General features: G+C 68.3%; 14 protein-coding genes. 5 read left to right on the top strand and 9 right to left on the bottom strand.

From position 1 onward, the window contains the following. Positions 1 to 54 precede the first annotated feature (54 nt). The 3 genes from jaqu_RS15020 to jaqu_RS15010 form a co-directional block, all read right to left on the bottom strand. Complete coding sequence (locus tag jaqu_RS15020; protein ID WP_043919820.1) at positions 55 to 2,412, bottom strand: TRAP transporter large permease; 2,358 nt, start codon at positions 2,410 to 2,412, stop codon at positions 55 to 57. 33 nt (positions 2,413 to 2,445) lie between these two features. Then, positions 2,446 to 3,387: a TRAP transporter small permease subunit gene (locus jaqu_RS15015; RefSeq protein ID WP_043919819.1), complete on the bottom strand. Its 942-nt coding sequence runs from the start codon at positions 3,385 to 3,387 to the stop codon at positions 2,446 to 2,448. A 156-nt stretch (positions 3,388 to 3,543) separates the two neighbouring features. Beyond that, positions 3,544 to 4,626 carry a TRAP transporter substrate-binding protein gene (locus jaqu_RS15010; protein ID WP_043919818.1) on the bottom strand — a complete coding sequence of 361 codons (1,083 nt, stop codon included), beginning with the start codon at positions 4,624 to 4,626 and terminating at the stop codon, positions 3,544 to 3,546. A 224-nt stretch (positions 4,627 to 4,850) separates the two neighbouring features. On the opposite strand from jaqu_RS15010, the gene jaqu_RS15005 reads away from it, so the two are divergent. After that, positions 4,851 to 6,251: a cache domain-containing protein gene (locus jaqu_RS15005; protein WP_043919817.1), complete on the top strand. Its 1,401-nt coding sequence runs from the start codon at positions 4,851 to 4,853 to the stop codon at positions 6,249 to 6,251. Between the two features lie 50 nt (positions 6,252 to 6,301). After that, positions 6,302 to 6,940, top strand: a complete 639-nt coding sequence (locus tag jaqu_RS15000) for a response regulator (protein ID WP_043919816.1) — start codon at positions 6,302 to 6,304, stop codon at positions 6,938 to 6,940. Here the strand turns inward: jaqu_RS15000 and jaqu_RS14995 are convergent. After that, positions 6,937 to 7,989, bottom strand: coding sequence for an alpha/beta fold hydrolase (locus jaqu_RS14995; RefSeq protein ID WP_043919815.1), 1,053 nt, complete (start codon positions 7,987 to 7,989; stop codon positions 6,937 to 6,939). The genes jaqu_RS15000 and jaqu_RS14995 overlap by 4 nt on opposite strands. 17 nt (positions 7,990 to 8,006) lie before the next feature. Further along, positions 8,007 to 8,969: an agmatinase gene (gene speB / locus jaqu_RS14990; RefSeq protein ID WP_043919814.1), complete on the bottom strand. Its 963-nt coding sequence runs from the start codon at positions 8,967 to 8,969 to the stop codon at positions 8,007 to 8,009. On the opposite strand from speB, the gene jaqu_RS14985 reads away from it, so the two are divergent. Then, entirely contained in the window at positions 8,963 to 9,538 is a 576-nt protein-coding gene (locus tag jaqu_RS14985) for a flavin reductase family protein (RefSeq protein WP_084629906.1), read from the top strand. The two genes, speB and jaqu_RS14985, sit on opposite strands and share 7 nt — an antisense overlap. A gap of 128 nt (positions 9,539 to 9,666) precedes the next feature. Here the strand turns inward: jaqu_RS14985 and jaqu_RS14980 are convergent, their stop codons facing one another. The 4 genes from jaqu_RS14980 to cysS form a co-directional block, all read right to left on the bottom strand. Further along, the gene (locus jaqu_RS14980; protein ID WP_043919812.1) at positions 9,667 to 10,440 is read right to left on the bottom strand and encodes a squalene/phytoene synthase family protein; all 774 of its coding nucleotides are present in this window, start codon (positions 10,438 to 10,440) and stop codon (positions 9,667 to 9,669) included. A 5-nt stretch (positions 10,441 to 10,445) separates the two neighbouring features. Beyond that, positions 10,446 to 11,174: a class I SAM-dependent methyltransferase gene (locus jaqu_RS14975; protein ID WP_043919811.1), complete on the bottom strand. Its 729-nt coding sequence runs from the start codon at positions 11,172 to 11,174 to the stop codon at positions 10,446 to 10,448. Next, positions 11,171 to 12,778, bottom strand: coding sequence for a citramalate synthase (cimA, locus tag jaqu_RS14970; RefSeq protein ID WP_043919810.1), 1,608 nt, complete (start codon positions 12,776 to 12,778; stop codon positions 11,171 to 11,173). Before cimA ends, jaqu_RS14975 begins: the two co-directional genes overlap by 4 nt. A gap of 259 nt (positions 12,779 to 13,037) precedes the next feature. Then, positions 13,038 to 14,408, bottom strand: coding sequence for a cysteine--tRNA ligase (gene cysS, locus jaqu_RS14965; protein WP_043919809.1), 1,371 nt, complete (start codon positions 14,406 to 14,408; stop codon positions 13,038 to 13,040). A gap of 224 nt (positions 14,409 to 14,632) precedes the next feature. On the opposite strand from cysS, the gene jaqu_RS14960 reads away from it, so the two are divergent. Both jaqu_RS14960 and jaqu_RS14955 read left to right on the top strand, forming a co-directional pair. Further along, complete coding sequence (locus jaqu_RS14960) at positions 14,633 to 15,418, top strand: isocitrate lyase/PEP mutase family protein (protein ID WP_043919808.1); 786 nt, start codon at positions 14,633 to 14,635, stop codon at positions 15,416 to 15,418. 85 nt (positions 15,419 to 15,503) lie between these two features. Further along, complete coding sequence (locus tag jaqu_RS14955; RefSeq protein ID WP_043919807.1) at positions 15,504 to 16,877, top strand: pyridoxal phosphate-dependent decarboxylase family protein; 1,374 nt, start codon at positions 15,504 to 15,506, stop codon at positions 16,875 to 16,877. Positions 16,878 to 16,922 lie beyond the last annotated feature (45 nt).

Here is a 16,922-nt window from a genome sequence, read left to right as displayed (position 1 = left end):
CCGGCGGCATTGCCCCCGAAGGGACTAGCAGGCGGAACAACCCAATGAAAAGGGTCAGTTGTTGGGCAAGAGGTCCGGGACGATCGTCACGATCTGCGGGAAGAAGTAGAGCGTCAGCAGTCCCAGCACCTGGATCAGCACGAACGGGATGACACCGCGATAGATGTGCCCCGTCGTCACCGATTTCGGCGCGACCCCCCTGAGGTAGAAGAGCGCGAACCCGAATGGCGGCGTCAGGAAAGACGTCTGCAGGTTCACCGCAACCATGATCGTCACCCATTTCGGATCCAGCGTGCCGCCATAGATGACGGGGCCGACGATGGGGATGACGATGTAGATGATCTCCAGGAAGTCGAGCACGAAGCCCAGGACGAACAGGACCAGCATCACGATCAGGAAGACCACGATCTCGTTGTCGAAGCTACGCAGGAACTGCTGGATGTAATGCTCGCCCCCGAAGGAGATCAGCACGAGGTTCAGAAGCTGCGAGCCGATCAGGATGGTGAAGACCATCGACGTCACCTTGGCCGTCTCGCGGACGACGGGTCCCAGGACGCCGGTCCGTAACAGCACGTAGCACGCGTAAAGCAGCCCCAGGAACGCGCCGTGATAGGCGATCTGCGCGATGATCAGCGCGATCCAGTCGGCGGCCGTGGTGGTCCCGAGCCCGGTGCGCAGGTCGAAGTTGATCCCGAACAGAAGCATCACGATCAGCGCCAGCGAAGCGAGCAGGATCGTGGCGCCGGTGCGGTTCTCGTCCTTCAGCTTGCGGTACGCGGCCAGCATGATCGCGCCCGACGCCCCGAGCGCGGCTGCGGGCGTGGGGTTCGTGATCCCGCCGAGGATCGAACCGAGCACGGCGACGATCAGGACCAGCGGCGGGAAGACGACCCGCAGCAGCTCGTTGTCGGCGAGACGCTTGAAGGCCGGCCAGACGCCGAAGAGCGTGATCGCCAGCGGGATCGCCATCAGGACGAATGTGGTCCCCGACGAGGTGAGCGGCCCGATCAGCGCGATGTCGATCACCAGCGCCAGCAGGATGCCCGCGGCGCCGATCAGGAGCGGCCGCGGATCGGCCAGCGGGTTCACCCCGCGCGCGACGGACAGCACGAGGCCCAGACCCAGAAACAGGATCGCGACGCCGATCCCGATAGGCGCGGCTCCGACGACGGCGGCGGCCCGAAGCTCGGCGATCTCTTCCGGCGTGAGCTCCCGGGCGAGTTGCACGCCGCCCGACGCGTCGATGGCCGCCTGCTGCGCGACGGCCGCATCCCACGCGGCCTGGCCGTGCAATTCGATCATGGCGGCCTGACACGCGGCGGACACGTTGGTCCGAAGGCTCGCCGTCTCGCCGGCCTGCGAGAAGGACCCGACATTGATCCCCTGCGCGCCGATGATGCCGAACTGGCCGAGCAGGATGGCGCCGAGGATGATTGCGATCGGGATGCCCAGGAACCAGGTCAGTGCGTCGGCGCGCGTCGTGGCACTGCCCCGCCCGCCGTCAAGCTGGACCGGCGGCGCCTTGGACGGGTTCAGCAGGGCGAAACCGAAGGCATAGGCGCCGTAGAAGAAGGCCAGCAGGATGCCCGGCAGCAGGGCCGCCTGGAACAGGGTGCCGACCGAGACCACCGCCGGTTCGCCCAGATAGGTCAGCGCGTCGGAGCATCCGACGCTGGCGGCGCGCTGCTCCTGCGCGGTGGAATAGATGTCGCCCGCCAGCGTCCCCAGCAGCACGATCACGATGGAGGGCGGGATGATCTGGCCCAACGTCCCGGATGCCGCGATGACGCCGGTCGCCAGTTCGGGCGAATAGTTGTTGCGCAGCATCGTCGGCAGGGCCAGCAGACCCATCGTGACAACCGTCGCGCCCACGATCCCGGTCGAGGCCGCGAGGAAGGCACCAACGATCACGATGGACACGGCCAGACCGCCCGGCAGCGGGCCGAAGACCCGCGCCATCGTATTCAACAGGTCGTCCGCGATGCGGGACCTCTCCAGCGTGATGCCCATCATGACGAACATCGCCACCGCCAGCAGCGTCTCGATCGACGCGCCGGCGATCACGCGTTCGTTCATGCGGTTGACGATGAAGCCGATATTGCGGTCCAGTGCCTGCTCCCAGCCGCCAGGGAACAGCGGTTCCTCGATGCGCGGAAGCTCGGGGTATCGGAAGGTCGAGATCGCGTCCCTCGCGACGCCCTCGGCCAGCAATGCGGCGTATTCCGCCGATGACGTGTCGATGGCCTGGTGGATCAGGATCCCGGCGCTATCCAGCGCGGCGATGATCCCGAAGCTGACAACACCCGCGCCCGCGATCGAGAACGCCACCGGGAAGCCCGACATGATCGCGCCGAAGAGGCAGAGGAAGACGATGATCAGGCCGACTTCGACCCCGTCCAGTCCGAAAAGCATGTATCCGTCCCCCCTGGGCTTCTTTGACCCGGTTCAGTGAATTTGCGCGGCCTTCTCGGCCGTCTCATCGCCCAGGATGTCGCGATCCAGATAGCGGCCCGCACTCATCTCGCCTTCGCGGTATTCCAGCCAGCTGCGCCAGAAGAATGCGCAGGCCTGCAACAGCGCCGTGAGCACGAAGAGCAGGATCAGGACCTTGAACAGGAAGTAGGCGTTGAACCCGTTCGGGCTGAAGCCGATGGTCTCGATATTCCAGCGGACTGCGCGCGCCTTGAGCAGCATCCGGTCGAGCGGATCGCTGGCCGAAGTGGCCGGCGTGATCATCGAGCGCCAGAAGAAGAACCAGGAATAGAGCCAGATCAGGACCAGCGCCGGCACCATGAAGACCAGTGAGCCGAACATGTCGATGGCCCGCTTGGTGCGATGCGAAACGGCGGAATAGACCAGGTCGACACGGACGTGGCCGCCCTGAATGAAGGTCCACGCCACGCAGAGGCAGACGATCATCGCGTTGTAGAGCTTCAGTTCTTCCGACCACCAGCTCAGATCGAAGCTGAAGGTGGATCCGAACGGCCCGAGGCTGATCTCGGACACCCGGAAGATCCGCTGCAGAAAGACGATCATGGTCTGCTGCAGCACCATTAGCAGACCCGCCCAGGCGGCGACGCGGCCCACGAAGTTGAGCCCGGCCTCAAGCCCGCGCACGAGGCCCCAGAGGAAGCGGCGGCTGAAATAGCCCGCGACGGTGATGATCAGAAATACGAGGAGACAGACGAAGAACAGCTCCGTCGAGGCGCCGTAATAGATGAGGCGCATCAGCGACTGCTTGATCTCGATGACCTGATCGGGATCCGCGCCCTCGGGGTTCAGGCCCCCGATCCAGGCCAGCCAGCTGCCCGGATTGAAGATCGCCTGGAACAGATGGGCGACGGCCAGCGCCAGCCCGGTGAAGAAGGCCACGATTGCGTCGAGCATGACGTCCCCCCAACGTCTGCGGGGCCTCGGCCCCGTCGGTTGGGCCCGCCCCGCAGGGGACGCGCCGGTCTTTGCACGGACGGGGACGGCCCGGTCCGGGCCATCCCCTCGCTATGTCGATCCTGTCGTCCGGGACCGAGGCCCCGGAGTGGATCCTTAGCCCATCACCCGGTCGCGCTGCGCGCGGTAGGCCGACTCGGAGCGCTGGATCCAGTTCGAGGACTTCCGCATCGAGTCGTTGTAGCTCTCGCGGATGCGGGCGAAGATCTCGTCGCCCATGTTCTCGTCCAGCGTCTCGGTGGACGCGGTCCCCATGGCGTCCCAGACGCTTTCGGGGAATTCGCGGACCGTCACGCCGGCGGATTGCAGGCGATCCAGCGCCGCGCCGTTGTTCATGAGGAACTGCGCGAGGTTCCACTGGTGGCATTCGGCCGAAGCGATCTCGATGATCTTCTGCTGGGCCGGGGTCAGGCTGTCGAAGACGTCCCGGTTCGTGGCCAGCGACAGACCCGCGCCCGGCTCGTGGAAGCCGGCGGTGTAGTAGGTCTTGGTGATCTCCTGGAAGCCGGCCTTCTCGTCGGCCCAGGGGCCGATCCACTCGGTTCCGTCGATCGCGCCGGAGGCCAGCGCCTGGTACACTTCCGCGCCAGGCAGGTTCTGGACGGAAGCGCCCATCTTGCCGAGCGCCTGGCCGCCGAGGCCGGGCATGCGGAACTTGAGGCCCTGGAAGTCCTCGGGGCCGGTCACCTCGTTGCGGAACCAGCCGCCCGCCTGGGCGCCCGTGTTGCCCGCGAGGAACGACTTCAGCCCGAAGATCTGGCCGAGTTCGTCATGCAGCTCCATGCCGCCGGCATGGTAGTACCAGTTCGACAGCTCCTGGGCGGTCATGCCGAAGGGCACGGACGTAAAGAACGCGTAGCCCGGATGCTGACCGACGAAGTAGTAGTCGGCGCCGTGATACATGTCGGCCTGACCGGAGGTCACCGCGTCGAACACCTCGAAGGCGCCGACCAGTTCGCCGGCGGCCTTGAGATCGACGGTCAGCGTGCCGTCGGTCATGGCGGTGATCGTGTCGGCAACGCGCTGCGCGGAATCGTGGACACCGGCGAGGCCACGGCCCCAGGTGGTGACCAGCGTGAGGGTCCGGTTGCCCTGCGCGTAGGCGGGTGCGGCAAGCGCGGTCGCGCCGGCAGCACCGGCACCGATGGTGGAATTCTTAAGGAATGAACGACGGTCCATTGCATCCTCCCCGTTTCTTGTTACGGCGCCCCAACCCTCCCGGTCGAAGCGCAACCTTTGTTCAGGCGTGCGCGGACCCTAGCGACCGGTGACGGCGAGTCAAATACCGTAAACTACGCAGACCCCGCGACCGCCAGCACCTGGGCGGTCCCACAGGCCAGTGATGCACCCGTCAGGCCGGTTCCGCTGGAAAATCCGGCCGGATTGATGTTCGATCGCGCGTCATGGCCCTCGCCCGCCCCTCTTACGGCACGAAGCTGCTGCTGCTCGCCGCGACGCCGCTGATCCTGGCGGCGGCTGCGATCGCGCTTCTGGTGGCGTGGCAGTCGGAACGTGTCGCCAGCCAGGAAATCGCGGCGCTGGAACAGACGCTCGTCGCCGCCAAGCGGGAGGAGTTGCGCAACTACGTCCAACTGGCCCGCAACGCGGTCGTGACGATCTACGGCAACGCCGCCCCCGACGACGAGGAGGCCAAGCTGCGCGTCACGCAGATTCTTTCGGCGATGACCTACGGCAAGGAGGGGTATTTCTTCGTCTTCGACTACGATGGCGGCAATCTGGTCGCCCCCCGGCAGACCTGGCTCATCGGCCGCAACTGGTCCGGCCTCGAGGATGCGACCGGCACGCCCGTCACCGACCGGCTGATCGAACTCTCGCGCGAGGGGTCGGGCTATCACACCTTCGTCTGGCCCAAGCCGTCGACCGGCGAGGAAGCGGCGATGCTCTCCTATGTGATGGGCCTTCAGGACTGGCGCTGGGTGATCGGCACCGGCGTCTTTCTGGACGACGTTCTGGCGCGAACGGTGACGGCACGCAGCGAGTTGCGCGAACGGGTGCGCGCCACGTTCCTCACCATCGGGGCAGTGACGGGGCTGGCCCTGCTGGGCGTGTTCCTGTCGGGCTTCCTGATCACGGTACGAGAACGCCGGCTGGCGGATGTGAAGCTGAAGGAACTGACCCAACGCGTGCTCGACACCCAAGAGGAGGAGCGCGGCCGGGTGGCCCGGGAACTCCATGACGGGATCAGCCAGATCCTCGTGGGCATCCGGTTCAAGCTGGAACTGGCCCGGCGGCTGGCAGGCAAGGGCGACCCCCGCGCCGGAGATGCGCTTGACGGAGCGGTGGACGGCCTTCAGGGGGCGATCGGCGAGGTCCGCCGCATCAGCCATGACCTGCGGCCGGGCGTCCTGGACGATCTCGGCCTGGGCCCGGCGCTCAAGGCGCTGTGCGATGCGTTCGAGGCGCGCACCGGGTTGCCCGTCGCCTTCCAGACCGTCGTCTTCCGCAACCGGCTCGATATCGAGGCGAAGACGACGCTCTACCGCATCGCGCAGGAGGCGCTGACCAATATCGAGCGCCACGCGAATGCCACCCGCGTCGAGATGCGCGTCTTCGGCCATCGCAAGGGCGCAACCCTGCGCATCGCCGATGACGGGATCGGGCTGGGCAGCCGCGCGCGGGGCGGGCTGGGCCTGCGCAACATCGCCGAGCGCATCGAGCAGCTCGACGGGACACTGGAACTGAAGTCCGGCCCCGACGGACGTGGCACCGTGATCGAGGCGACCGTGCCTCTGTCGCACCTGCTGGCGCCCGAGGCCGAGACCCCGCGCCACGCCGCGGAGTGAGCGACGCGGCGCTTGCGCCGGGCCTGTGCGCCCCGCTAAGGACGCGCGCCATGGACAGACCGATCCGCATCCTGATCGCCGACGACCACCCGATGGTCGCCGAGGGCATCCGCGCCCTCTTGGAAACCTACGACGATCTGGATGTGGTCGGCGCGGTGGGGGACGGTGCCGCCGCCGTCGCCGCCGCGGGCGAATTGCACCCGGACGTGGCGCTCTTGGATCTCAACATGCCGGGCGTCGACGGCCTGTCGGCGACCGAGATCCTGCGCGACCGCCATCCGGAGATCCGGGTTCTGATCCTGTCGATGCACGATACCCGCGAATATGTCGCCACCGCCCTGCGCCACGGCGCGGCCGGATACTGCCTCAAGGATCAGGACAGCCAAGAGATCCGGCGTGCCATCGACGTCGTCCTGTCCGGGGAGCGCTACCTCTGCCCCGGCGCCGAAAGCGCGCTGGAGCCGGCCGATGGGACCGAGCCGCTGACCTCGCGCGAGCAGACGATCCTGCTGCATCTGGCCCAGGGCCGTTCCAACAAGGAGGTGGCGGCCGCGCTCGATATCTCCGTCCGGACGGTCGAGACCCATCGCAAGAACCTCAAGCGCAAGCTGGGCATCAGCTCTACCGCCGGCCTGACGCGCTACGCGATGGAACACGGCGTGCTCCAGGGGACCGGGTTGTCGCGCTAGGGACGGTCCGCCGCCAGACGGGCCTCAAAGAACGCAAGTGCCCCGTCGAACACGGCGTCGCGGATCTCTGGCCGGTCTTCGATCATGCAATGCAGGCTGTCGGGCACCTCGACCGAGACGCAATCCCCCATCGCGCGGCAGAGCGCCTCCGACGCTTCGGTGACGACGCTGCCGTCATCCGAGGCGAGCGCCATCCAGACCGGCGTGGCGATATCCCCGGCCCGATCGCGCAGAACGTCCTGGGCCTCGAAAACCTCGGCGATCCAGCGTGCCGACGGCCCGCCCACGCGCAACCCCGGCTCGAGTGTGAAGAGCGCCTCGCGGAGATGGGCGCGGGCCGGATCGCGGGCGCAGGTCCCGCCTTCCGCCAGAGCGGCGGGGTCGTCGAAGACATCCGCCCCGTCCCACGGCCCCTGCGCCGGCGCGTAGGTGTCGGCCAGGCCGATCACCGGAAGCGCCATTGCCAGCCCCTGCGCCAGGCCGGGTGAAAACGGTTCGGTCCGGATCGCCACCATGGGAGCGACGAGGGCGTAGCCCAGGACATCGGGGCCTGCGTCGATCGCCATCCTCAGCGCGATATGGCCCCCCTTCGAGACGGCCATGACGCCGACCGGCCCATCCAGTGTCCGCACATAGGCCGCCAGATCCGCGGCCAGATGGGCCATGTCTCCCATCCATCCCATCTGCGGGTCCGGTCCACGGCGAACCGAGCGTCCCTGCCCGCGATAGCTGAAGGCGGCCACGTTCCAGCCCGCCGCCCGCAGGCGCGAGAACTCCGCCCCGTACATGTCCAGCGGCGCTGTATAGCCGGGAACGAAGACCAGCGTCCCCTTGGCGGGACCTGCAGCGGGCGCCGTTCCGACCTCCAGCGTGACGCCGGGGGCGGCCAGAAACAGGTCCCGGTCCCAGCCGTCGGGCATCGGAGCGAGGTTCTGCGCGAGATAGGCCTGTGCTGCCGCCTGTTGCGACTCGGTGGCCGCCGGAGGCGTTCCGGCCGGGCCCTGGGAGATCCGGAACCCGGCCCAGAGCCCCGCCAGGCAGGCGGCCATGAAGATCAGGACCCTCCTCACCGGCGGGTCCAGCCCCAGAGGCAGATCAGCTCCATCAGGACATGGGCCGCCGCGACGGCGGTCCCCCCGGACGGATCGTATTGCGGAGCCACCTCTACGACGTCGCCGCCGACCAGGTTGATCCCGGCGATGTCGCGCAGGATGTCCGCCGCCTGCCCGCTGGTCAGTCCACCCCAGACCGGGGTGCCCGTGCCGGGCGCGAAGGCGGGGTCCAGCCCGTCGATATCGAAGGTCAGGTAGGCCGGGTGCTGCCCCACCCGCGCCCTGATGCGCGCCGCGACCTCTGCGGTGCCCAGTTCCCGCACGTCGCGGGCGGTGATCGTCTCGACGCCCAACGGGTCGGCATTCACCGTGCGGATGCCGACCTGGATGCTCCGCTCCGGGTCGACGATGCCTGATTTCACGGCCTTGTAGAACATCGTGCCGTGGTCGATCCGGTCCATGTCGTCGTCGGGCCAGGTATCGGAATGGGCGTCGAACTGGATCAGCGCCAGAGGTCCGTATTTCTCGGCATGGGCCTGAAGGATCGGGAAGCTGACATAATGGTCGCCCCCGATCGACAGGCACCCCGCCCCCTGCGCGAGGATCCCCCGGATGTGATCACGCAAGGCGCCGGGAAACTCCGAGACCTGCGCGTAGTCGAAACCAGCATCCCCGTAATCGGCGATCGCCAGCTCCTCGAGCGGAGAGAAGCCGTCCCAGCCCCAGGGCGGGTCGAAGACCTGCAGCGTCGACGCCTCGCGGACGGCACGCGGACCGAAGCGGCTGCCGGGCCGGTGGGTGACCGCCTGATCGAAGGGCACGCCGGTGATGGCGAGGTCGTAGTCTGTCAGATCCCGCGTATACCGTCGCCGGAACGCCGATAGCGCGCCGCCGAAGGCGTTCTCCATGTCGAGGCCCTTGGACCCGCCGGTAAAGGCACGATCGACCTGATCCCGAGCGTCCTGAAGCAATGCCATTGGCGGTCCTCCTGCCACTCTCGTTAGCGCGCCTGCGGGAAGGGGTCGACACCGGCGTTGCAGGCGTTACGTGGCAGGCGATGAACGACATGCGCGACCGCTTCGTCCACGCCATGAGCCGCTGCGCGGCCAGTGTCAGCGTGGTGACCACCGATGGCCCCGCCGGGCGCGCGGGCCTGACCGTCTCGGCCATGACAAGCGTCAGCGCCGATGGCGATGCACCGACCATGCTCGTCTGCATCAATCGGGGCGCCACGGCGGCCGATCCGATCCTGGCCAACGGATGTTTCGCGATAAACGTGCTGGAAGCGCACCAGCAGGACGTGGCGGACACCTTCGCCGGCCGCACCGACGCGGCGGACCGGTTCGCCGACCTGCCCTGGGAGGTGCTCGAGACCGGCGCGCCTGTCCTGCACGGGCTGGCGGGCTTCGATTGCGAGGTTCAATCGGCGGATCTGGTGGGCACGCATCATGTCATCATAGGCGCCGTCCGGGCCGTCCGCGTCTCGGAGGACGGGACGCCGTTGATCTACGGCATGCGCAGTTACCTGCGAGCCGAGCGGGCGTAGGACGGGAGCAGGCGGAGAGCGCTGGGGGCTCTGCCCCCAGACCCCCCGGGATATTTCGGGCAGGATGAGGCAAATAGTGCGCCTCGATCCGCGTGCTTTCCTTGTATCCGTCCCTCGCAAAGCCGGCTTCAGGGTTTGCCAAGGGCCGCGCGAAGGCCGAGCGCGAGCCGGGTCTTCAACCCCGGCTCCGGCGGTGGCGGGTCGAGGACCCGGCCCGGCTCGGCGGCGATCCGGCGGAGGATGCTCTCGGCCTCGGGAAGGACCAGAAAAACCGGGCGCGCGGCGGCCGGAACCCGGGCCGCGCGGAAGCGGGCTAGCGCCTCCAGAGCCTGCGCGGCAAGCCGCTCGGCATGATCCGCGGGGTCCCCATGCGGCAGAGGGTGGCGCCCCTTCGCGACCAGAGCCGGAACGGCCTCCAGATAGCCCGCTATCCCCTGCGCCAGGCCCGCGTCGCGGGCCGTCGCCTCGTCCGGCGCCCCGGCCAGACGGGCTGCCGTCCAGAGCAGCGTGCCGGCGGTCCGGTCGACATACCGGCCGAGCGTGTCGAGATCCGCCGGCGCCTCGGCTTGCACATCCGCCTCGCGTGCGGCCACCAGATCGTCGAGCGCGCGGGCGGCCTGCGCGTCGAGCGCCGCGGCAAGGGGCGTGACCACTTCGTGGCGTCGAACCACGGCCCCGGACGCGATCTCTTCCAGAGCGTCGCGCCACCATTGCAGGCGCATGAGCGCGATCATCGGCTCCTGCGTGACCCAGGGCGCGCGGGCGACCTCCAGATTGAAAGCGTAGAGCGGAAAGAGCATCGGGCGCAGCGCGACGGGGGCCGCCATGGTCGCGCGGAAGCGCGGCGGGTCGCCCCGCGCGACGAGATCCGCGCAGGCGGCGATGTCGGCGTCGATGTCCATTCCGGTCAGCTAGGGCGCACGACCCGCAGCGCATAGCCCAACTTGTCGCGAAGCGCGCGCCATTTCTCTGCCTCGCGCCGGTTCTCGGCGACGGCCTGACGGATCGCGGGCGCCTCGCAGCGGCTCAGATCATCGCAGCGCGCCTCGACGCCGGCGTAATAGGCCTCCCACCCTTCGGAGGGCACGCGGCTGGAGGCCACCGTGCCGAAGCCCGCAGCGTGGATCGCGGCGTCGAGGCTGTCTTCGGTATCGACCTCCTGCTCCCAGAAGGCGTGCATCTCGGAGGTCGGTTCTGCCAAGTTGACCGGCGCCGAGAAGGCGACCGCGCCCCCGGGTTTCAGGGCCCCGCGCCAGCGTTTCAGCGCGGGCTCGACGCCGGTGATGTAGATCGCCCCGGCGCACCAGATCAGGTCGAATGGCCCCAGATCGACCGGGTCCGGCAGGTCGTCGGGGCCAAGCAGGACGCCTTGGGTCACCGTCACGGCATCGTCCCGCCTGTGGCGGATCGCGGCCTCGGCGACGAACCCCAGATGCTTATCGAAGGCGGTGACGTGGCCCTGCGGCGCGGCGGCGCGCAGGGCGGAGATGTCCGCCCCCGGACCACAGGCGGCATCGCAGATCGCGGCATCCGGGGCGACACAGGCCTGCGCGCAGGCCCATTCGACGTCACGCGCCGTACCCGGACCTTCGCGGTAAAGGCCGGAATGGACGGCAAAAAAGGCATCCCAATTCATCGTGCGCCCCCCTCTGCGCAAAGCTTCCAGCGGATCGCGTCGAGCAGGGCCTCGAAGCTGGCATCGACGATGTTCGCACTGACGCCGACAGTGGACCAACGACGGCCCGACGCATCTTCGTGGTCGATGATGACGCGGGTCACGGCCTCGGTCCCGCCCTGCATGATGCGAACGCGGAAGTCCTTGAGTTGCATGTCGGAAATCTGCTGTTGGAAGCGGCCGAGATCCTTGCTCAGCGCCTTCGACAGCGCATTGACCGGCCCCGCATCGGCACCCGATTCCATGCTGTCGGAGACGCTCATGCGCTTCTCCCCATCGACCTTCACGACCACCACCGCCTCGGAGAGCGAGATCATCTCGTCGCGGCGGTTCTTGCGGCGCTCGACGGTAACGCGGTATCTTTTTACCTCAAAGAAATCTGGCAGCTTTCCCAGCATCTTACGCGCAAGAAGCTCGAAACTCGCCTGGGCGCCGTCGTAGGTGTAGCCGCGGTCTTCCCTCGATTTCACCTCCGAGAGGATGCGTTGCAATTGCGCATCGCTTCCGGAGAGGCCCGCGGCGGCAAGACGTTCCCGCAGATTGGACAGCCCCGCCTGGTTCGACATCGGCACGATGCGCGCATTCCCGACGGCCGATGGGGACACATGTTCGTAGAGAGCGGGATCCTTGGCAACCGCGCTGGCATGCAGGCCCGCCTTGTGGGCGAAGGCGCTGGCGCCGACATAGGGGCTTTCGCGGCGCGGGACGCGGTTGAGAATGTCGTCAAGGCGGCGGGATATGCGCAGAAGCTCTGGCAGGGCATGTGAAGGAACGCCGGTAACATACTGGCTGCGATAGGGTTCCTTGAGCAGAAGCGTCGGGATGAGCGTCGTCAGGTTGGCGTTGCCGCACCGCTCTCCGAGGCCGTTGAGCGTACCCTGCACCTGCCGTGCGCCCGCGTCGATCGCGGCGAGCGATCCGGCGACGGCCTGACCCGTATCGTCATGGGTATGGATGCCGAGGCGGTCGCCGGGAATTCCCTTTGCGATCAAGTCGCCGACGACCTCTCCGATCTGCGCCGGCATGGTGCCGCCATTGGTGTCGCAGAGCGCGACCCAGCGGGCCCCGGCCTCGAGCGCGGTCTCGACGCAGGCGCGCGCATAGGCCGGATCGAGGGCATGACCGTCGAAGAAATGCTCCGCATCGAAGATCGCCTCGCGGCCCTGGGCGACAAGATGCGCGATGCTTTCGCGGATGTTGTCGAGGTTCTCTTCGTTTGTGATCCCAAGGGCTTGCGCGACGTGCTTCACGTGGGTCTTGCCGACGAGGCAGACCGATGGAGTGCCCGCGTTCAGGACCGCGGCGAGCGTGTCGTCATTGGCCGCGGACCGGCCCGTGCGTTTGGTCATCCCGAAGGCGACGAGGGTGGCGCGGGTCTTGGACGGGGCGTCGAAGAATTCCGAGTCCGTGGGGTTCGCGCCGGGCCAGCCGCCTTCGATATGGTCGATCCCGAGCGTATCGAGGAGGGTCGCGATCTCCCGCTTTTCGGCGGCCGAGAACTGGACCCCCTGAGTCTGCTGACCGTCCCGCAGGGTCGTGTCGAAGAGGTGGATGCGGTCGGTCATGTTGCCCGTCCGCCACGCACGTGTTGCCGAAAGTCCAGTACACCCCCTGTGCACCCCCTGTGCACCCCCCGTCTGCACAGAGGGCACCGTCCTGCTGCCCGGAGTTTCGCCCGCTTGCAGGCGGATCGGTCCACCGGAGCGATCTCTGGACGCCTGGGTGCCCCCGCGTGCCCCCGCGTCTGGAAGAACGGCACTGGCGGGAGCGAGGGGCCAGCCCCTCGCGCTCCCCGGGATATTTGGAAAGCAGAGAAGGGAGACGTCATTCGGCACCCTCCAGCTTGGTGGCGTCGAAGTCGGGGCCCGGCGAGAGCTGAATATCGGTCCTTGTCATTCGGATCTCGACACCGGCCGCCGTGAGCTGTGCCTTGATGCTGTCGACGGCGGCGAAATCCTTGGTCTCGATCGCGGCGACGCGCGCTTCGGTCAGGCGGTCGGCCCAGGCATCGAGCCCGGCCGCGGCATCGGAGGCCGCGCCTAAACGGTTCTTCAACGAGTCCCAGTCATAGAGGCCGAGAAAGACGAGGTCGCGGGCCAATTGATCGGGCGTGGCGTCATGCAGCGCCGACAGGGCTGCATGTGTATTCAGGTCGTCGCGCAAGGCGCCGAGAAGGGAGGGCGACGCAGAAAGATCGCGCGCAGCCGACAGATCGGCCGAAGCGACCCGTGCCAGATGCCGGTGGAGGAGGGTCTCTGCCTCTTTCGCCTTGGCTTCGGTCCAGTCCATCGGCTTGGAGTAATGCGTGGACAGGAAGACGTAGCGGATGACCTCGCCCGGGACGCCCTGGTCGAGCAGGTCGCGGACGGTGAAGAAGTTGCCCAGCGATTTGGACATCTTCCGCCCCTCGACCAGCAGCATCTCGTTATGCAGCCAGACCTGTGCCATGACCGAGCCATGGGCGCAGCGGGATTGGGCGATCTCGTTCTCATGGTGCGGGAACATCAGGTCGACGCCGCCGCCATGGATGTCGAACCGCTCTCCCAGAAGCTCCCGCGCCATGGCGGAGCATTCGATGTGCCAGCCGGGCCGTCCCCTGCCCCACGGGCTGTCCCAGCCAGGCTCTGCTTCGGTGGACGGCTTCCAGAGAACGAAATCCATCGGGTCGCGCTTGTAGGGCGCCACCTCGACGCGGGCGCCGGCGAACATGTCGTCGGTCGAACGGTTGGACAGGCTGCCGTAATCGGGATCGGTCGCCACCGCGAAGAGGACGTGGCCCTGCGCCTCGTAGGCGTGGCCCTTGGCGATCAGGGCGGCCGTCATCTCGATCATGCGGTCGATCCACTCGGTCGCGCGCGGCTCATGGTCGGGGGGCAGGTTGCCTAGCGCTTCCATGTCCTCGTGGTACCAGCGCAGCGTCTCGTCGGTGATCTCGCGGATCGGGCGCCCCGTCTCGGCGGCGCGGGCGTTGATCTTGTCGTCGACGTCGGTGACGTTGCGGACATAGGTCACGCGCGGGTGATCGTGGCGCAGGAGGCGCGTGAGAACGTCGAAGAGGATGACATTGCGCGCATTTCCCAGATGCGCCCGGTCATAGACGGTCGGCCCGCAGAGATAGACACGCACGTGATCGGGATCGAGCGGGGTGAACGGCTCGACCCGGCGGGTCAGCGAGTTGCGCAGGCGGATCGTCACCGGCGTCTCCTGTCATGTGGCGGGAGGGGCGTGCAGGCGTGCCCCGAGGGCCCGCCGAGTTACGCTCAGCGGGCGGGACGGATGCAGATGATGCAGGTCTTGCCCATGGGCGCGGCCTAGCACGCGCGGACGCGGCCGGGCAAGGCGCAGGTTTCGGGTTGGCGCAAGGGCGGCCCGCATGGTGGTGTCCGGCAGACCCGTTCGGCAAGACCAAGGAGACGCCCATGACCTTCCTCGAGATGCACCGCCCCGGCGCGCCCTTCGTGCTGGCCAATGCCTGGGATATCGGCAGCGCGCGGATGCTGACCGCGATGGGAGCGCAGGCGATCGCCACGACCTCGGCGGGGTTCGCCTTCACGCGCGGGGTCGGCGACGGCGGCAAGGTCGGCCGCGACGAGGCGGTCGCCCATGGCGCGGAACTGGCACGCGCGGTGAACGTGCCGGTCTTGGCCGATCTGGAGGACGGCTACGGGCCGGAGCCCGCGGATGCCGCCGAAACGGTCGCCGCGGCGGCGCGCGCGGGCCTGGCCGGGTGCAGCATCGAGGATGTCGACGGGACTGGCGCGCCTTATGGCCGCGTGGCCTCGGTCGCGCGGATCGAGGCGGCGGTGGCGGTACGGCCGGAGGGCTTCGTGCTGTGCGCGCGCGCCGACGGGGTCATGCACGGCGCCTACGATCTGGACGAGGCGATCGCCCGGCTCCAGGCCATGCGCGAGGCGGGGGCGGATGTGCTCTATGCGCCGGTTCCGGGGTCGGCGGACGATCTGGCCCGTCTGGTGCGGGAGGTGGGCGGCCGGGTGAACGCGTTGGCCGTGGGCCCCTTGGCGCAGCTGTCGCTGGCAGACTTCGCCGAGATCGGCGTGGCGCGGGTCTCGCTGGGCTCGGCGCTGTCGCGGGTGACGCATCGCGCGATCCTGGAGGCCGGGGGCGCGATGCTGGCGGGCGACTTTACCGCGAAGGGTGCGTCGGGGGCGGAGATCGACGCGCTGCTGGCGAAGGGGACGCCCTGACCCGCATCCCTCACCCGGCCGAAAATGCAGGGGACCGGTGCATGGGGGCTGGCCCCTCCGGTCCAGCCGGTGCAGCAAGCGGGCCATGGACCACGACGATCTGAACCTCTGGGCGAAGCGCGCCGCCGACTGGGTGCGCGATTATCATGCGGGCCTGCGCGACCGCCCCGTGCGCGCGCAGGTGGCGCCGGGCGACCTGCTAGCGCAACTGCCAGGTGTGGCGCCCGAGGCCGCCGAGCCCGTCGAGGAGATCTTTGCCGATTTCGAGCGGCTGATCCCCGGCGCCACGACCCATTGGCAGCATCCGCGCTTCTTCGCCTATTTCCCGGCCAACGCCTCGCCCGCCTCGATGCTGGCGGAGCAACTCGCCAACGGGATCGCGGCGCAAGGGATGCTGTGGCAGACCTCGCCCGCCGCGACCGAGCTGGAACAGGCGATGGTGGGCTGGCTGCGCGACGCGCTGGGCCTGCCGGACGACGTCACCGGCACGATCCACGACACGGCGACGACGGCGACGCTCTGCGCGGTGCTGACGATGCGGGAGCGCGCACTGGACTATGCCGGGCTGACGGAGGGGCTGTCGGGCGGGCCGCGCCTGCGTGTCTATGCCAGTGCGCAGACCCATTCGAGCGTGGACAAGGCAGTCCGCCTGGCGGGGATCGGACAGGACAACCTGGTGAAAGTCCCGGTTCGCGACGACCTGTCGATGGACCCGGACGCGCTGGCCGCCGCCATCGCGGCCGACCGCGAGGCCGGCCACCTGCCCTGCGGCGTGGTGTTCTGCGCGGGCGGAACGGGGGTCGGCGCCTTCGACGACATCGCCGCCTGCCTGCCCGCCTGCGCGGGCCTGCCGACCCATGTGGACGCCGCCTGGGCGGGATCGGCGATGGTCTGCGAGGAGTTTCGGCCGCTCTGGGCCGGGGCGGAACGCTGCGACAGCATCGTCTTCAACCCCCACAAGTGGATGGGCGCGCAGTTCGATTGCTGCGTTCAGTTCCTGCGCGATCCGGTGGCGCAGGTGAACACGCTGGGGCTGCGCCCCGATTACCTGCGCACCCTCGAGGGCGAGGACGTCACAAATTTCAACGAATGGACGGTGCCCCTGGGGCGCCGGTTCCGGGCGCTGAAACTGTGGTTCGTGCTGCGGGCCTACGGGCTGGACGGCATTCGCGGGCGTATCCGGGACCACGTCGCCTGGGCCGAGGCGCTGGCCGGGCGGTTGCGCGCCATGGAAGGTGTCGAGATTACCTCCGAGCCGCGCCTCGCCCTGTTTTCCTTCGCGCTGGAGAGCGATGCCGCCACCGAAGCCCTGCTGACCGCAATCAATGCCGAAGGCCGGGTCTACCTGACCCAGACGCGCCACCGGGGCCGCTTCGTCATCCGGGTCAGCGTGGGGTCGTGGGATTGCACCGAGGCGGACGTGATGGAAGTGGCGCAGGCGGTGGAACGGCTGCGCTGAGGGGGTGCGGGGCGGCCGGGGCATCGAGCCCCGCCCGCCCCGGGC

Origin of the sequence: Jannaschia aquimarina (assembly GCF_000877395.1) — a bacterium.
Lineage (GTDB): Bacteria > Pseudomonadota > Alphaproteobacteria > Rhodobacterales > Rhodobacteraceae > Jannaschia > Jannaschia aquimarina.
This window is presented reverse-complemented; position numbering and strand designations above follow the sequence as displayed.